We start from the raw sequence: 13,457 nt of genomic DNA, 5'->3' as shown, positions 1-13,457 counted from the left end.
TGGCGGTGGATCGAGGGTGGGGACGGGCGCGACCATGCCCGGATCCTGGGTGGCCACGGGCGCCGGGGGCAAGCGCCCGCGCGTCACCGCCCCACCGCCTCGGGCAGCGAGGTCACCCGGACGAGGTCGGTCATGGGCCCGACGGCAGTCGGGTCGAACACCGCGGCCCCCGCGACCTGCGCGTTGGCCACGGCTACGGCGGTCGCGGTCCGCATCGCCCCGGCGAGGTCGGCGCCGCCGTCGAGCGCGACGAGCATCCCGCCGAGGAAGGCGTCACCGCTGCCGACGGGGAACCGGCCGGCCGGTCCGTCGAACCATGCGCGCACGCCGGGTCCGTGCTCGGTCCCATCGGTGGGGCCGGCCGCGATGGCCCCGGCGGCGCCGTCGGTCACGACGACCAGGCCGCGCGTGCGCGTCGCCACCAGGCGCAGCAGGTCCGGCAGGGGCGTGTCGACCGGGTGGTCGACGAGCTCGGCCGCCTCGGCGCGATTGACCTTGACGAGGTCGGGGCTGGACCCGGCGAGCGCCGCGCGCAGGGCCGGCCCGTGGCTGTCCACGGCGACGCGGCAGCCGGCGCCCTGGAGCACGGCGACGACCCGGAGCAGCACGTCGTCGCCGAGGGACGCCGGCATCCCGCCGGAGACGAGCCACCAGCCCGGACGGGCTCGCGCGGCGCCCTCCGCACGGTCGAGCACGCGGTCGAGGACGTCCGGGCCGACCGGCGTCGCGTGCTCGTAGATCTCGGTCAGTTCACCGGTGTCCCGGGACAGGACGGACACGCAGACCCGGGTGGGCTCGCCGCCGTCGACCATCTCCACCTCCACGCCGTCGGACACGGCGGATGCCCGGACCGCCTCACCCGTCCCCCCACCCAGGACGGCGACGGCCCGGGTGGGAGCGCCGAGGCGGGAGGCCGCGCGGACCGCGTTGAGCGCCTTGCCGCCACCCACGTGCCGGACGTCGGTCGGACGTTGGATCCCCCGCAGCTCGGCGACCACGTACGTGATGTCGAGCGACGCACTCAGAGCCACCGCCGAGATCATCGGGGGCCGACCGCGCCAGGCCCGGCAGCGTCCGCGCCGGGGCGGGCGGGGCCCGACGGCCGGTCCGCGGTCCGGCGGTGGGCCCGCTCGGTCATGAGGGTCACTGCGCGTCCTTCGCTGGTGCGGCCGGGCCGCGGGTCGGTGCCCACATCCTGGCCGACGCCCCCGGCGGCGTCCGGCGAAGCGGGACGGTGATCCTCCCGGCCGCTCCCACGCCCCGCGCCCGTGGGACGCGCCGCACGGGGCTGGCATGATGTCCCCCGCACGGGAGGGCTGTCTGAGCGGCCGAAAGAGACGGTCTTGAAAACCGTTGGAGCGGGACACCCCCGTTCTCGTGGGTTCGAATCCCACGCCCTCCGCCCACGTGGTCCCGACGTGGTCCCAACCGAAGCTCCGACGGACTACCGGCCCGTCGGATCGCCCGGGGGCGGCACGGCGACCAGCCTGTCGGGTCGGCACCGGCGAGCGCGTCCGCCGCCCGGGCGCGGCCGAGGTTCCAGTCGACCGGTCCGGCCGGCGCGTCGACGCCGACACCGCGCAGCAGGCACGAACGCAGCGGCTCGTCGAGGGCGGCCATGGCGGCGACGCCGTCGGCGGACAGCCCCTGCAGGTAGCCGACGTCGAGCCCGCCGTCGAGGTCCGCCGCGGCGTTGTGCCGGACGATCAGCGCGTCCGGGTTCGCCACGGCGAGCGCGAGCGCGGCGGTCGCCGTCGCGTGCACCACGGCGCGGGGCAGCCATCGCGCGGGGGTGCTGGGCCACCGTGCGCCCGCCACGAGGACGAGCACCAGCACCACGGCCAGCAGGAGCTCGAGCGTCACGGCGAGCACGCGCAGACGGGTCAGCCCGAACGCGTCGACGTAGAGGTCCATCCGGCGCAGCGCCGAGGCCACCACCCCGAGCGTCGCCCCGCACAGCAGGCCGAGAGCGAGCCGCGTCAGCAGCGCGTCACGGGTCGACCCGCGCGGGGCACGGCGGGCGGCCACGGCCACGACGACGAGGGTCAGCGCCGTCACCACGACGAGCTGGGCGAAGCCCTCCCGGGCGTACTCGGCGTAGGACAGGCCGGCGGTGGCGAGCACGTGCCGGTGACCACCGAGCAGCGCACCCACCTGCACGAGCACGAACGCCAGCACGAGCGCGTCGAGGGCGAGCACGGGCACCAGCCACTCGACGCGACGGACCGGCCGTCCGGGGCGCACGGCGACGTCGGACAGCGCCGGCGGCGCCAGGGCGAGGTGCGCGAGACCGGCGGTGACGACGGCGACCAGGGCACCGACGACGACCTGACCCGGCAGCCTGTCCGCCGTCAGGCTCGGCAGGTAGCTCGCGAAGACCCGGTCCGCTCTCGCGAACAGCAGCCCGAAGACGACGAGGAGGCCGAGCGTCACCGCACCGGTGCGGGCGGCGGCGCGCAGGTGGTCACGACGGGAGCCGGCGAGGCCGCCGGCGGCGTGCTTGACCCACGGGACCGCGCGCAGCAGACCGGCCGCCCACGCCGGCGCACTGAGGACGACGGCCGGTGCGGACCGGGCGCCGGTCACCGCGACCGCGCCGGCCCACACCGCCACGACCGTGCACAGGGCGACGACCCAGCCGGCGTCGCGCACGGCCACGACCACCAGGAAGGCGAGGGACAGTGCGGCGGTGACCGCGTCCCCGGCGGACCGCCGGCGTGCCAGCACGTGCAGGGCGGGGAGCCACACGACCAGCCCGACGACGGCCGCTCCCAGCCCCGGCCGGTGCCCGACCAGCACGACGCCGCCCGCGACCCCGGCCACGGCGCTGCCCACCAGCGCGGTGGTCGGCATCGGCGCTCGGGCGCCCGCCCAGAACCGCGTCAGGACGCCGGTCAGCGGCCCGGGCGGACGCGGGGCCACCGCGCGCGCCGCGGTGGGTGCTGCCCTCCCGGGGAGGGCGTCGGCGGGGACGGTGTCGGCGGAGAGGGCGTCGTCGGGGACGGTGTCGACGGGGAGGGGGCGGTCGGTCATGCCGGTCACGCTAGGAGCCTGCGTGCGCGGCCGACGGGACGACGTCGGGACATCCGGTGCGGATGCTGTGCGCGGGACGTGCCGGCTGTGACGACCTGCGCACGACGTGTGCAGATGGACGTCAGCGGGCCGACTCGCCCGGCGCGCGGGGCGCCCGGTGGGGTAGTGCGGGTGACTCGACGAGCGACGGGTCAGAGGTCGCGCTGCATGATCCGCAGGGAGCCGCCGGGCTCGAGCTCGTACGGCTGGGTCTCGCCCGTCGGGGCGAACCCGGCGCGCGCGAAGTAGGCGGCGGCGCGCTCGTTCTTCTCGTGCACGGACAGGCGCAGGCGGCTGGCACGCGCGGTGGTGCGGGCCCACTCGACGATCGCCTCCATGAGGCGGTCGGTGACGCCCGCGTCGGCGCCACGGTGCTCGGGGTCGACCCAGACGGCCGCGACCGTGGCGGCCCCCGACTCGGAGAGGTAGGCGCTCATCGTGCCGACCCACGTGCCGTCGTCGTCGACCGCGGCGACCGCGGTGCGGTCGGGCTGGGTCGCGCGGGTGACCCGCGCGAGCCAGCCGGCCTCCGGGGTGGCCTGCGCGTGCTCGAGCGTCTCGCCGAAGGCGATCGGGGCGTCCTCCAGCATCCGCAGACGGATGTCGCGGAACTCGACCCACTGCTCCGGGCGAATGGTGATGACGGTGTAGGGCACGGTGTCCTCCTCGCAGGCCGCTCGAACATACCCGTCACCGTCGTCGGTGGGAACGTGAGGGGGCCGATCGGGGCCTGTGGCCGGCCGTCCGGGTGGGCGGTCGGGCGGCGGCGCATGCGCTTTGCGAGGCGGTCGGCCGGGCAGGTAGCCTGTGCGAGCCTGGAGACGTCGCATAGCCAGGTCTAGTGCGCGACCCTGCTAAGGTCGTGAAGGGGCAACCCTTCCGTGGGTTCAAATCCCACCGTCTCCGCATCGATCGGCCCCGGTTCCTCGTGGACCGGGGCCGATCGCGTTCAGCCCCGTGCGTGGCGGTCGGTGTGGCGGCGAGGCCACGGGTCCGGGCGCGCGTGACCGAGCACACGCGTCCGCCGCGCCGCCCCGGTTTGGGTGCACGGCGCCGGGACGCTACTCTCGTACCCGGCCGCAAGGCCACGCGCCCGTAGCTCAACGGATAGAGCATCTGACTACGGATCAGAAGGTTGGGGGTTCGAATCCCTTCGGGCGCACTCGTTGAGACAGCGACTACGACTGGCCCCGGACCTGCGGAAACGCGGATCCGGGGCCGTTCTGGTTCCGGCCCGGGCAGGCATCCCGTGGGCGGCTGCGACGACACTGACAGCAGCCCTGACAGCAGCCCAACACCCGGGTAGCCGTCTGACCTGCGCATTTATCCACCGAGGACGTCGTCCATGGCGGCCGCCGCGGCGCGGGTCGCGAGCGGCATCACGTGCCCGTAGAGGTCGGTCGTGATGGCCATCTGCGAGTGGCCGAGGACCTCCATCACGACACGCACCGGGACCCCCTGCGAGAGCAACAGCGATGCGCACGTGTGCCGCATGTCGTGGAAGCGGATCCGCCGGAGGCCGGCTGCCGCGATGCGCTCGTCGAGGAGCCGATTGACGTTGCGAGGCTCGAGCACGGTCCCGGTGCGGGTGGTGAAGACCAGGCCGTGCTCGGTCCAGCCGGCGCCAGCGGCCTCCCGCTCTTTGTCCTGGAGTTCCCGGTGGTCGAGGAGTGCGTGCCGGCAGACCTCCGGCAGCGGGACGGTCCGGCGTGACCGCGCCGTCTTGGGGGTGCCCGTGACCAGGCCGACCCCCTTGCCCAGACGCTGCACCGTCTCCACCACTCGCAGCGTTCCGCCCTCGAGGTCAACGTTGTCCCAACGCAGCGCAAGCAGCTCCCCTTGCGTAGCCCGAGAGCGATACCGACCGCGACCAAGGCGTAGAGCCGGTGCTCACGCATCGAGGCGAGGAACTTCGCTGCCTCCTGCGCAGACCACGGGACCACCTCCACCCGCTCGACCCGTGGACCGCGCACCAGGGTGGCCACGTTGCGGTGCACGACCTGCTCCCGCTCGGCGTCAGCCAGCATCGACCGGAGCACGGCGCGGGTGAGCTGCGCGGTCCTCGCCGAGGCGCCACGACGCGTCACCGCGGTCATCACCTGGCGCACGTGCTGAGGCGTCAACGCCGTCAGGCGGACCGAGCCGACCTCCGGGTACACGTACCGCTCGAGCGTCCACCGGTAGTTGCTCACCGTCGCCGGCTTCAGTCCCGACTGCGGGAGCTGCGCCAGCCACAGATCGCCGAACGTCCTCACCGTCGACCGGTTGGCGGCCGAGGGGAGACCGTGGGCCGTCCGGACCCGGAGCTCGGCAATTTTTTCCGCGACGTCGGCGGGCGTGGCGCCGTAGACCTGACGCCGCTGACGTCCCCCGTCGGCGTTGAGCACGTAGGTCGCACCGGTCCAGCGGCCGTCGGACCGCTTGTAGATCGACCCCTCACCGTTCCGACGCCGCGTCACGGGACCACCTCGTGATCCTCGGCAGCGATGCGCTCCACGTACTCGCGCAAGCAGTCCACCGGCACGCGTCGAGAGCGTCCGATCTTCACGCTGCGCAGCTGGCGGAGCCGCATCAGGTCGTACACGCGCGATTTGCCGACGCCCAGGACGACCGCCGCTTCACCGACGGTCAGCAGGAGCTTCTCCATGGTGTTCCTTCCCTCGTCAGACAGCAGCCAGTGATGACATCGGCCGGCCGGTTGCCGAACCGTTGTCCACAGGAGGGTCAGCACCACCTGCGAGCGCCTTCGCGCGGTCGTACTGAGCGCGCCAACGCCGTGCCTCGATCACGGTGGCCATGACGACCCGCGCGTAGTCGAGGGAGCCGACCGGCACGTCAGCCCAGATGAAGCGAGGTCGCCCGTCCTCGTCGAGCGTCTCCGCCGCCATCCGGTCCGCAGCAGGGGAGCGATGCCGGCGGCCTCCAGGGCAGCTCGCACCACGGCGGCCCGGTCGGCCTTGTGCTCCGTGAGCGTCTTGCCGGACCAGCTGCGAGAGACCAGCACCCGGCGGCCGCCGACCCCGAGGTGCTCACGGTCGTGCGCCTTGGACGGGCACCACCCGGGCATCAGCCCAGGGCCGGCGTTCCTCGGCTCGACCCCGAATCGCAGCCAGTTCGCGCACTCCTCCGAGCACGGCAGCCAGCGCACCTGCTCGTGCAGCCGGTCGATGTGGGACTCGTACGCCGGATCGGTGCCGTCCTCGTCGGCGTAGGTCTCGGCGACGGCCTTGGTGAGGTACTTGGTCAGGTAGCGCACCGCGCGGTCGGAGTCCGGCGTGCCGGCGATCAGGCCCTTGATGTCCACCTGCTGCCCCAAGCGCATGACGTGCGCCGGCCTGGCGTCCGGATCGTCGTCGAGGGCTGCGATGGCCTGCTTCCAGGTGGGCAGCGCCAACCCGGTGTCGGGGTCGCGGTACCGCTCGCCGTCCCAGATCGGGATCCGGTGGACGTACACGGGACGGTCCATGGGCGGCCACCACAGCTGGAAGTAGGTGGCCCTCGTCACCGCTCTGACGGTGGCGCGGGGGATCGCGCCGCGGATCGCCACGTGGAAGTGCGGGGCGAGCCGGCGCTGCGCCTCGACGGCACCGAAGTACTGCACCTTGTAGCCGGCGCACCGGCGGAGGTTCTGCACCCACCGGTCGACGAGCTTGGAGAAGTGCAGGGCGTCCAGCGCAGCCCGGTCGTAGTCGTACGCGGCTCGGTTCACGGGGACGCCGGTGAAGGGCTTGACCTTGCCGTACGACGGCAGCGTCACCGTCACGAACATGGACGGCCGGTAGGTCTTGCCGTCCGGGGCGGCGAACACCTGCCCGACGGTGCGGTTCTCGACCGGGCGGGTCGGCAGGTCTGGGACGTCGGAGCGACGCCGCGTCGACCGGGTCTGGCGTCCAGCACCTTCACAGTCGCCCAGCTCCTCGTCTTGTTCGGCAGGCGCGTCCGTCGGCCGTCGGCCGTCCATCGGCACAGGCTCGACGTCGGCGTGCCAGCCCTCGGCGCACTGGGTCATGCGCAGCCTTCGAGCCTTCACGGCGCAGCTGGGGCACTTGGCATCCCGGGTGGAGCCGCACGCGATGGCGACCGTGGTGACGGCTCCGGTGGCGCGGTCCGTCACCCGGCGCATGAGGGGCCGGACGCAGACCGCCTCCGCGACGGCCAGCGTGCGCACGACGTCGTCCGTGATCCCGAGCGGCGATCGGCTCATGCGGCACCGCCTACGTCGCCCGTACTTCCCGGCAACTGCAGGCGCGCCGTCAGTGTCGTGGTCGAGGCCTCATCGCGCGCTGCTCCGGCCCAGAACCCTCCGGTCATGCGGGCGAGGGCGGCGAAGTCCGAGCATCGCGCCAGCACCGGGCAACCGGCGCACACCGCGGCCATCTCCAGTCGTTCGATCGACGTGGTGCGGTGACCGTCGGCTGTCCACGGCAGGTCGGTCCTTGGGAGGCAGGCTCCGTGACGCATCCAATCTGTGCCGTGATCGGCGTCGCTCCAGCGAGCCGGCAGCCCGTGGGCGGGCATCAGGCCACCACCGTGAGTCCGCCCGGCAGCATCGGCACCGCCCTAGGCGTGTACTGCTGGACGAGGGCCGTGATGTCGTCGTCGGTGACGTGCGTGAAGCGGACCCGCGCGGCCTCCGGTGCGCCGTCCTGCCCGACGTAGGCGACGCCCGGAGTGGCGTCGTCGATCAGGTCGGCGGTGGCGCCGCGGTCGCGTGCCCCCTGCCCGAGGGTGAGGGCCACGTGCTCGGGTTCGGTGACCCGCAGCAGGATGCGAGTAGGGAACAGGTCCCGCATGGAGACGATGTCCTTGCGGGGGTCCTGCACCGCCCCCACCACGGAGACACCGACGGCGCGGCCCTGGGACAGCAGAAGGGACAGGGCGGCGGTGATGCGTCGCTTCGCGTCCCGGTCGACCACGTACGCAGTGAGCGAGGCGAGCTCGTCGACAATCACCACGATGAGCGGCTCCGCCGTGGTGGGGGTGTGCAGCCGAGCGTTGCCACGAAGCGTCGCTTGCCGACGGCGCATGACGCTGACGGCGTCCTCGAGCACCTGGGCGAACTCCAGCTCGTAGGCCGCCCCACCATCACCGCCATTGGGTGTGTCGCCGTAGACGAACCGACTGAAGAACGGGCTTCCGGGCGCCAGCTCCATGCCGCCCTTGGGGTCGATCGCCCACACCTGAACCAGCCCGTTGCGAATGCCGGCGGCCAGAGCCGTGATCAGGGACCAGAGCACCGAACCCTTCCCGGCTCCGGTGGCTCCGACGACGAGGAGGTGCGCACCAAGCAGTCGCACTCGGTGGATCTGCCCGTCCTCACCCTTCGCGACCGGCAGGGCGGTGAGCGCGGGTGGGTCGGCCGGCTCGAACGGCGGCACTGGCTCAGTCAGTGGGTCCTCGGTGAGGAACGACAGCACCAGCTCGTGCACGCGCCCGGGCACGGAGCGGATACTGCAGTCCACCGCCCCGAAGGTCTGCGCCAGGCGTTGGCCGTTCGTGGCCCAGTCGGGTTGCGTCTGGCCGGGGAGCATCCGCACTCTCACCCGGTCGACCGACCCGGTCGAGGTGAGCGATGCGATGCGGGGCAGGTACTCGGTGCTGTCCACTCGCATCGCCAGCCCGGTGGCCACCATGGCGGGCTGCCACGCCCACCGGTACACCGATGCCGACCGCCACAACCCGCGCACCCGCCACACCACCAGCGGCGTGTAGGTCCCGGGGCTGACATGCCGCCAGATCAGCAACGTCGCACCCACCACGGCCGCGACGGCGAGCAGCGGCAGGGGGCCGTGCGCCGACGTGAACCAGGTCGCCAGCAGGACGACCAAGAGCAGCGCGACGGCCACCGGGCGACGAGCTAGCCACCACGCCGCGGCTGCTGCGCGTCGCCCGGCCCACGCGAACACGACAGCGGTGAGCGGGACATGCACCTTGGCGACGTTCAGCCGGAGCGGGCCGGTGTCGCGACGGTCGCCGCCGAGGCGGTTCACAGCTCCGTCACCTGAGCCCACAGCCACGCCCCGGCGCCGTTGACCGCGTCGTTGATCGCCGGACCCGCCGGGGTCGCCCCGAGCACCAGGCCAAGAAGAATGCACACCACCGCCGAGCCGACCTTCAGCTGGTTGGTGCGCAGCAGCAGGACCACCACCGCCGCGATGACCACGGCGACCGCCACGACGCTCATCGCTACGCCGCCTTCCCGTCAGCCGACGCCTGCCCTGGCACAGCGCGCGGGGCGCGGGTCGGCGCGGTCAGGCCGTCGGCCTTGAACGACCACGCGATCCGGGAGAAGTTCCCCGACTCCTCGATGTACGGCAGCGCCGACAGCCCCTCGAACACCACCAGCCGGAACGGCGACCCCTCCTGTGCCGGCGGCGGGACCGGCTGGTGCTTAGCCGCGATCTTCACCGACACGGTCCGCGACTTGCGGCCCGCGTCCGGGTCCGCGTCCAGGACGTCGACGGACCACAGCAGCAGGCCGGTGTCCTTATCGACCTGCTGCACCTTGGTGTCCTTGGTCGACTTCTCAAAGTCGAACACCGGCCCGACCTCACTGATCAGGTACGCCCCGAACGGGAACACCTCGTCGTGCGTGATCTTGAACCGCCGCGCGATCGCCATCTGCTTTCCTCCCTGGTGATGAGCCGGAGTGGCTCCTCGCCAAGGGGACCGCTGCGGTCGCGGACGGCATCACCACGCCGCAGGACGTTTGAGGACGTCTTGTTGTTGACAGGACGTCCCAATACGGCACAGTGGTTGGCATGGCCAACGAGAGGCTCCGCTCGGCTATCGCTAGATCTGGCATGACGGCGCCCGCGCTTGGTGAGCGGATCGGCGTCGACACCAAGACCATCGAGCGGTGGGTTGCCACGGAGCGCGTCCCGCACCGAAAGAACCGTCAGGCCCTCAGCGCCGCCCTCGGCCGCGACGAGGACTTCCTCTGGCCTGCCGCGGTGTCCGAGGCGCGGGCGCAGTCTGCCAGTCAGGCCGAGTTCGTTGCGATCCACCCGAACCGCGGCTCCGTCCCTGCTGGCACCTGGCAGTCGCTCCTGGAAGCAGCGGACGAGTCCATCGACCTGCTGGCGTTCGCCGCGAGCTTCCTGCACGACACCATCGCCGACTTCGACGAGCTGCTCCTGCGGAAGGCGCGGGACGGCGTACGCGTCCGCCTGCTCTTCGGCGACCCGGGTGGTCAGGCCGTACGGATCCGAGGAGACGAGGAGGGCATCGGTGAGTCGCTGGCCGCGCGATGCTCCCTGACCTGGAAGTACCTTCGGCCATGCCTCGGCGTGCCGGGCATCGAAGCGCGAGCCCACGACACGACCCTCTACTCCACGGTCTGGTCTTCCGCTGCGATGAAGACTTGCTCGCCAACACCCACGCCTACGGTGCGCCGGCCAACCACTCGCCGGTCCTGCATCTCCATCGCGTAGCCGGCGGCCGGCTCTTCCCGCACTTCATGGCGGCCTTCGAGCGGGTGTGGGAGACGGCGCGCCCCGTGGAGCCCACGACGACGTCCTAGGCTCGCAAGGTGGCTCGCATCGACTACATCGACGACCCGAACGCCCCGAAGGCCAACAGCGTGGTGCCCTCGGTCGTTGCGATCGTCGCCGACGACCTTGGCCGCGTCCTGCTCATCCACAAGACGGACAACAACCTTTGGGCGCTACCGGGTGGAGGCCACGAGATCGGTGAGTCGATCGCCGACACCGTCGTTCGAGAGGTGAAGGAAGAGACCGGCTACGACGTCGCGGTCGAGCGAGTCACCGGCCTCTACACCAACCCGGCACACGTCATGGCGTACGACGATGGGGAAGTGCGGCAGCAGTTCTCGATCGCCTTTCGTGCGCGGCTGCTCGGGGGCACGCCTCGCACGAGCAGTGAAAGCAAGGCCGTGGAGTGGATGGAGCCAGCGCGACTTCCAAGTCTGGAGCTGCACCCTCCATGCGCCTCCGCATCCAGCACGCGCTAGAGGACCGGCAGACTCCCTACATCGGCTGAGCCGAGTCGCGCAGCAGCTCTTGCAGCGGACACACGCAGCACAGGACCCGAGCGGCTGACGGCACGAGATACCGGGTCCGAGGCCTCATAGCGGCTCAGGATTTCGGAGAGTCGATCGTCCACAGACACTCGCTCCCCGGTCGGGCTCGTGGTCATGTCGACGAGGTTGAGGACGTCGAGGAGGTCCTGAGGCGGCAGCGCGAACTCGCGGAGCTCCACCACGAGCCCTCGCTCCTCTGCCTCGAACGTCGCTCCGGAGTGGTGCGCCACGAGTGACGTGACCAGATCTCGGACGCCGATGCGCCTAAGGAACCGTGCGCCGTCCAGCGGATGGAAGCCAGTCGCCATGAGTTGCTCGCCGTAGCCGACGTCGTGCAGCCAGGCCGCCGCTGCAAGGTCGTCGGTCAGCCGGTGCTCCCGACACAGGACTTCGGCGCGCTCACCAACCGCTCGCACGTGGGTCCACCGTGGCTCCAGTCGAGCGAGGTGCTCCCGTGCGAGCTCCACTGCGTGCCCGAGAGTTCGAGGCCCCATGGCTGCAGACTAGTCAATCCCCCGAGACCCCCACCGGCGCGTGACCTAAGAGGCCCGGCACCCTCGCTAGAGTGAAGGCAGCCCCGGTCGTCCTCTACCTGACCGACGAGATCACTACTCTGCTCCCAGACGACGTCCGGACGGCAGGCTTGCCTCAGCAAGGAGCATCACCAGTTGAACAGCAGCACCCATTCCAGGATCGTCTCGTTCATATGGGGCATTGCCGACGACGTGCTGCGGGACCTGTACGTTCGCGGCAAGTACCGCGACGTCATCCTGCCCTTCACGGTGCTGCGACGCCTGGACAGCGTCCTGGAGCCGACGAAGAAGTCCGTCCTGACGATGAAGTCCGCGCTGGACAACAGCGGCATCGACAACCAGGACGCCGCGCTGCGCCAGGCAGCCGAGCAAGACTTCTACAACACCTCGCCGTTCACCTTGCGCGATCTGCGGGCAGCCCGATCGCAAGCTCAGTTGCGGGCTGACTTCGAGGCGTACCTGGACGGCTTCTCCCCGAACGTGCAGGAGATCCTGGACAACTTCGAGTTCCGTAACCAGATCTCGCGTCTGACGAAGGCCGACGCACTGGGCGCGCTCATCGAAAAGTTCCTCGATCCCACCCTGGACCTCTCCCCGCGCACCGCAGCCAACCCCGGCGGCCTGGACAACCACGGCATGGGCTCTGTGTTCGAGGAGCTTGTGCGCCGGTTTAACGAGGAGAACAACGAGGAGGCCGGCGAGCACTGGACCCCGCGCGACGCAGTGCGGCTGATGACCCGGCTGATGTTCGAGCCGATCGCCGACCAGATCCCCTCAGGCACTTACCTGCTCTACGACGGCGCAATGGGCACCGGCGGCATGCTGACCGTCGCCGAGGAGACCCTCGAAGGCCTCACCGCGGCTCGCGGCATTCAAGTCTCCACCCACCTGTACGGCCAGGAGATCAACGCCGAGACCTACGCCATCGCCAAGGCCGACCTCATCCTCAAGGGCAAGGGCAAGGCCGCCGACGATGTCGTCGGCGGGCCTGAGTGGTCGACCCTCTCCAACGACGCCTACCCCAGCATGGAGTTCGACTTCATGCTCTCCAACCCTCCGTACGGCAAGTCCTGGAAGACCGACCTGGACCGCATGGGCGGCAAGACCGGCATTCGCGACCCCCGCTTCATCGTCACCCATGATGATGACCCCGAGTACTCCCTGCTCACTCGCTCCAGCGACGGCCAGCTGCTCTTCCTGGCCAACCTGGTCTCGAAGATGAAGCACAAGACCCCGCTTGGAAGCCGCATCGCCGAGGTCCACAACGGCTCGTCGCTGTTCACCGGTGATGCGGGCCAGGGCGAGTCCAACATCCGCCGCTGGATTATCGAGAACGACTGGCTCGAGGCGATCGTCGCCTTGCCGCTGAATATGTTCTACAACACTGGCATCGCCACCTACGTGTGGGTGCTGACCAACCGCAAGCCCGTCCACCGCAAGGGCAAGGTGCAACTCATTGACGCGAGCGGCTGGTCCACCCCCTGCGCAAGAACCTCGGCAAGAAGAATTGCGAGCTGTCCACGGCGGACATCGACCGCGTACTCGCGACGTTCCTCGCCTTCGAAGACGCCGACGGCGCCGACTACTCCAAGGTCTTCGACAACGCTGATTTTGGCTACTTCAAGGTCGTCGTCGAGAGGCCACTGCGGCTCGCCGGTGCCGACGCCGGGCGGGTCTACACAGCTGCCGAGATCCGCAAGCTTAAGGAATCTGCGGAGCGGGACGAGTCCGCCGCACCGGTCATTAAGAAGCTCCACCGTGTGGGGACCCGTGCGGACCCGCTGCTCGGCCGATTCGAGGCGGTGGTAGAC

Annotated in this window: 13 protein-coding genes, 3 tRNA genes and 2 pseudogenes; 6 read left to right on the top strand and 12 right to left on the bottom strand. The window is 71.1% G+C overall.

Translation table 11 applies throughout. The annotated features are described in order from the left end of the window. Nucleotides 1-83 precede the first annotated feature (83 nt). Nucleotides 84-1,031 (bottom strand): PfkB family carbohydrate kinase, encoded by a 948-nt coding sequence (locus REH70_RS18340; protein WP_310749550.1) that lies wholly within the window; start codon nucleotides 1,029-1,031, stop codon nucleotides 84-86. Between the two features lie 279 nt (nucleotides 1,032-1,310). Between REH70_RS18340 and REH70_RS18335 the strand changes: the two genes are divergently transcribed. Continuing rightward, nucleotides 1,311-1,402 (top strand) — tRNA-Ser (locus tag REH70_RS18335). A gap of 221 nt (nucleotides 1,403-1,623) precedes the next feature. Here the strand turns inward: REH70_RS18335 and REH70_RS18330 are convergent. Next, nucleotides 1,624-2,853: pseudogene (locus REH70_RS18330) on the bottom strand (DUF4153 domain-containing protein); the annotation flags it as partial. Nucleotides 2,854-3,224: 371 nt separating this feature from the next. Next, on the bottom strand, nucleotides 3,225-3,728 hold the full coding sequence (locus tag REH70_RS18325) for a GNAT family N-acetyltransferase (protein WP_310749547.1): 504 nt from the start codon (nucleotides 3,726-3,728) through the stop codon (nucleotides 3,225-3,227). 161 nt (nucleotides 3,729-3,889) lie between these two features. Between REH70_RS18325 and REH70_RS18320 the strand changes: the two genes are divergently transcribed. Continuing rightward, nucleotides 3,890-3,978, top strand: a tRNA-Ser gene (locus REH70_RS18320). Nucleotides 3,979-4,161: 183 nt separating this feature from the next. Beyond that, nucleotides 4,162-4,234: transfer RNA gene (locus tag REH70_RS18315), tRNA-Arg, on the top strand. 161 nt (nucleotides 4,235-4,395) lie between these two features. Here REH70_RS18315 and REH70_RS18310 read toward each other — a convergent pair. The 8 genes and pseudogenes from REH70_RS18310 to REH70_RS18285 form a co-directional block, all read right to left on the bottom strand. Next, a complete protein-coding gene (locus REH70_RS18310; RefSeq protein WP_310754407.1) occupies nucleotides 4,396-4,905 on the bottom strand; it encodes a site-specific integrase in 510 nt (169 codons plus the stop codon). Between the two features lie 143 nt (nucleotides 4,906-5,048). Beyond that, nucleotides 5,049-5,327: pseudogene (locus tag REH70_RS20945) on the bottom strand (phage integrase central domain-containing protein); the annotation flags it as partial. 200 nt (nucleotides 5,328-5,527) lie between these two features. Continuing rightward, nucleotides 5,528-5,719, bottom strand: coding sequence for a helix-turn-helix domain-containing protein (locus REH70_RS18305; protein WP_310749545.1), 192 nt, complete (start codon nucleotides 5,717-5,719; stop codon nucleotides 5,528-5,530). 138 nt (nucleotides 5,720-5,857) lie between these two features. Next, a complete protein-coding gene (locus REH70_RS18300) occupies nucleotides 5,858-7,276 on the bottom strand; it encodes a replication initiator (RefSeq protein WP_310749543.1) in 1,419 nt (472 codons plus the stop codon). Then, on the bottom strand, nucleotides 7,273-7,533 hold the full coding sequence (locus REH70_RS20940) for a WhiB family transcriptional regulator (protein ID WP_396134576.1): 261 nt from the start codon (nucleotides 7,531-7,533) through the stop codon (nucleotides 7,273-7,275). The genes REH70_RS18300 and REH70_RS20940 overlap by 4 nt, the downstream gene beginning before the upstream one ends. Before the next feature lie 56 nt (nucleotides 7,534-7,589). After that, a complete protein-coding gene (locus REH70_RS18295; protein ID WP_310749541.1) occupies nucleotides 7,590-9,062 on the bottom strand; it encodes an FtsK/SpoIIIE domain-containing protein in 1,473 nt (490 codons plus the stop codon). Further along, nucleotides 9,059-9,256, bottom strand: coding sequence for a hypothetical protein (locus REH70_RS18290; protein ID WP_310749539.1), 198 nt, complete (start codon nucleotides 9,254-9,256; stop codon nucleotides 9,059-9,061). The genes REH70_RS18295 and REH70_RS18290 overlap by 4 nt, the downstream gene beginning before the upstream one ends. A gap of 2 nt (nucleotides 9,257-9,258) precedes the next feature. After that, nucleotides 9,259-9,693 (bottom strand): plasmid replication, integration and excision activator, encoded by a 435-nt coding sequence (locus REH70_RS18285; protein WP_310749537.1) that lies wholly within the window; start codon nucleotides 9,691-9,693, stop codon nucleotides 9,259-9,261. 140 nt (nucleotides 9,694-9,833) lie between these two features. Here REH70_RS18285 and REH70_RS18280 point away from each other — a divergent pair, with 140 nt between their 5' ends. After that, nucleotides 9,834-10,505, top strand: coding sequence for an XRE family transcriptional regulator (locus REH70_RS18280; protein WP_310749535.1), 672 nt, complete (start codon nucleotides 9,834-9,836; stop codon nucleotides 10,503-10,505). 98 nt (nucleotides 10,506-10,603) lie between these two features. Next, nucleotides 10,604-11,044, top strand: coding sequence for an NUDIX domain-containing protein (locus REH70_RS18275; RefSeq protein ID WP_310749532.1), 441 nt, complete (start codon nucleotides 10,604-10,606; stop codon nucleotides 11,042-11,044). Here the strand turns inward: REH70_RS18275 and REH70_RS18270 are convergent. Further along, nucleotides 11,041-11,529 (bottom strand): HD domain-containing protein, encoded by a 489-nt coding sequence (locus REH70_RS18270; protein ID WP_310749529.1) that lies wholly within the window; start codon nucleotides 11,527-11,529, stop codon nucleotides 11,041-11,043. The genes REH70_RS18275 and REH70_RS18270 overlap by 4 nt on opposite strands. A gap of 252 nt (nucleotides 11,530-11,781) precedes the next feature. On the opposite strand from REH70_RS18270, the gene REH70_RS18265 reads away from it, so the two are divergent. Next, complete coding sequence (locus tag REH70_RS18265; RefSeq protein ID WP_310749527.1) at nucleotides 11,782-13,455, top strand: class I SAM-dependent DNA methyltransferase; 1,674 nt, start codon at nucleotides 11,782-11,784, stop codon at nucleotides 13,453-13,455. The last annotated feature ends 2 nt before the right edge of the window (nucleotides 13,456-13,457 follow it).

It is taken from the genome of Cellulomonas sp. ATA003, from assembly GCF_031582905.1.
GTDB lineage: Bacteria > Actinomycetota > Actinomycetes > Actinomycetales > Cellulomonadaceae > Pengzhenrongella.
Note: the sequence above shows the minus strand (reverse complement) of the source record. Positions and strands in the feature narration are given on the sequence as shown.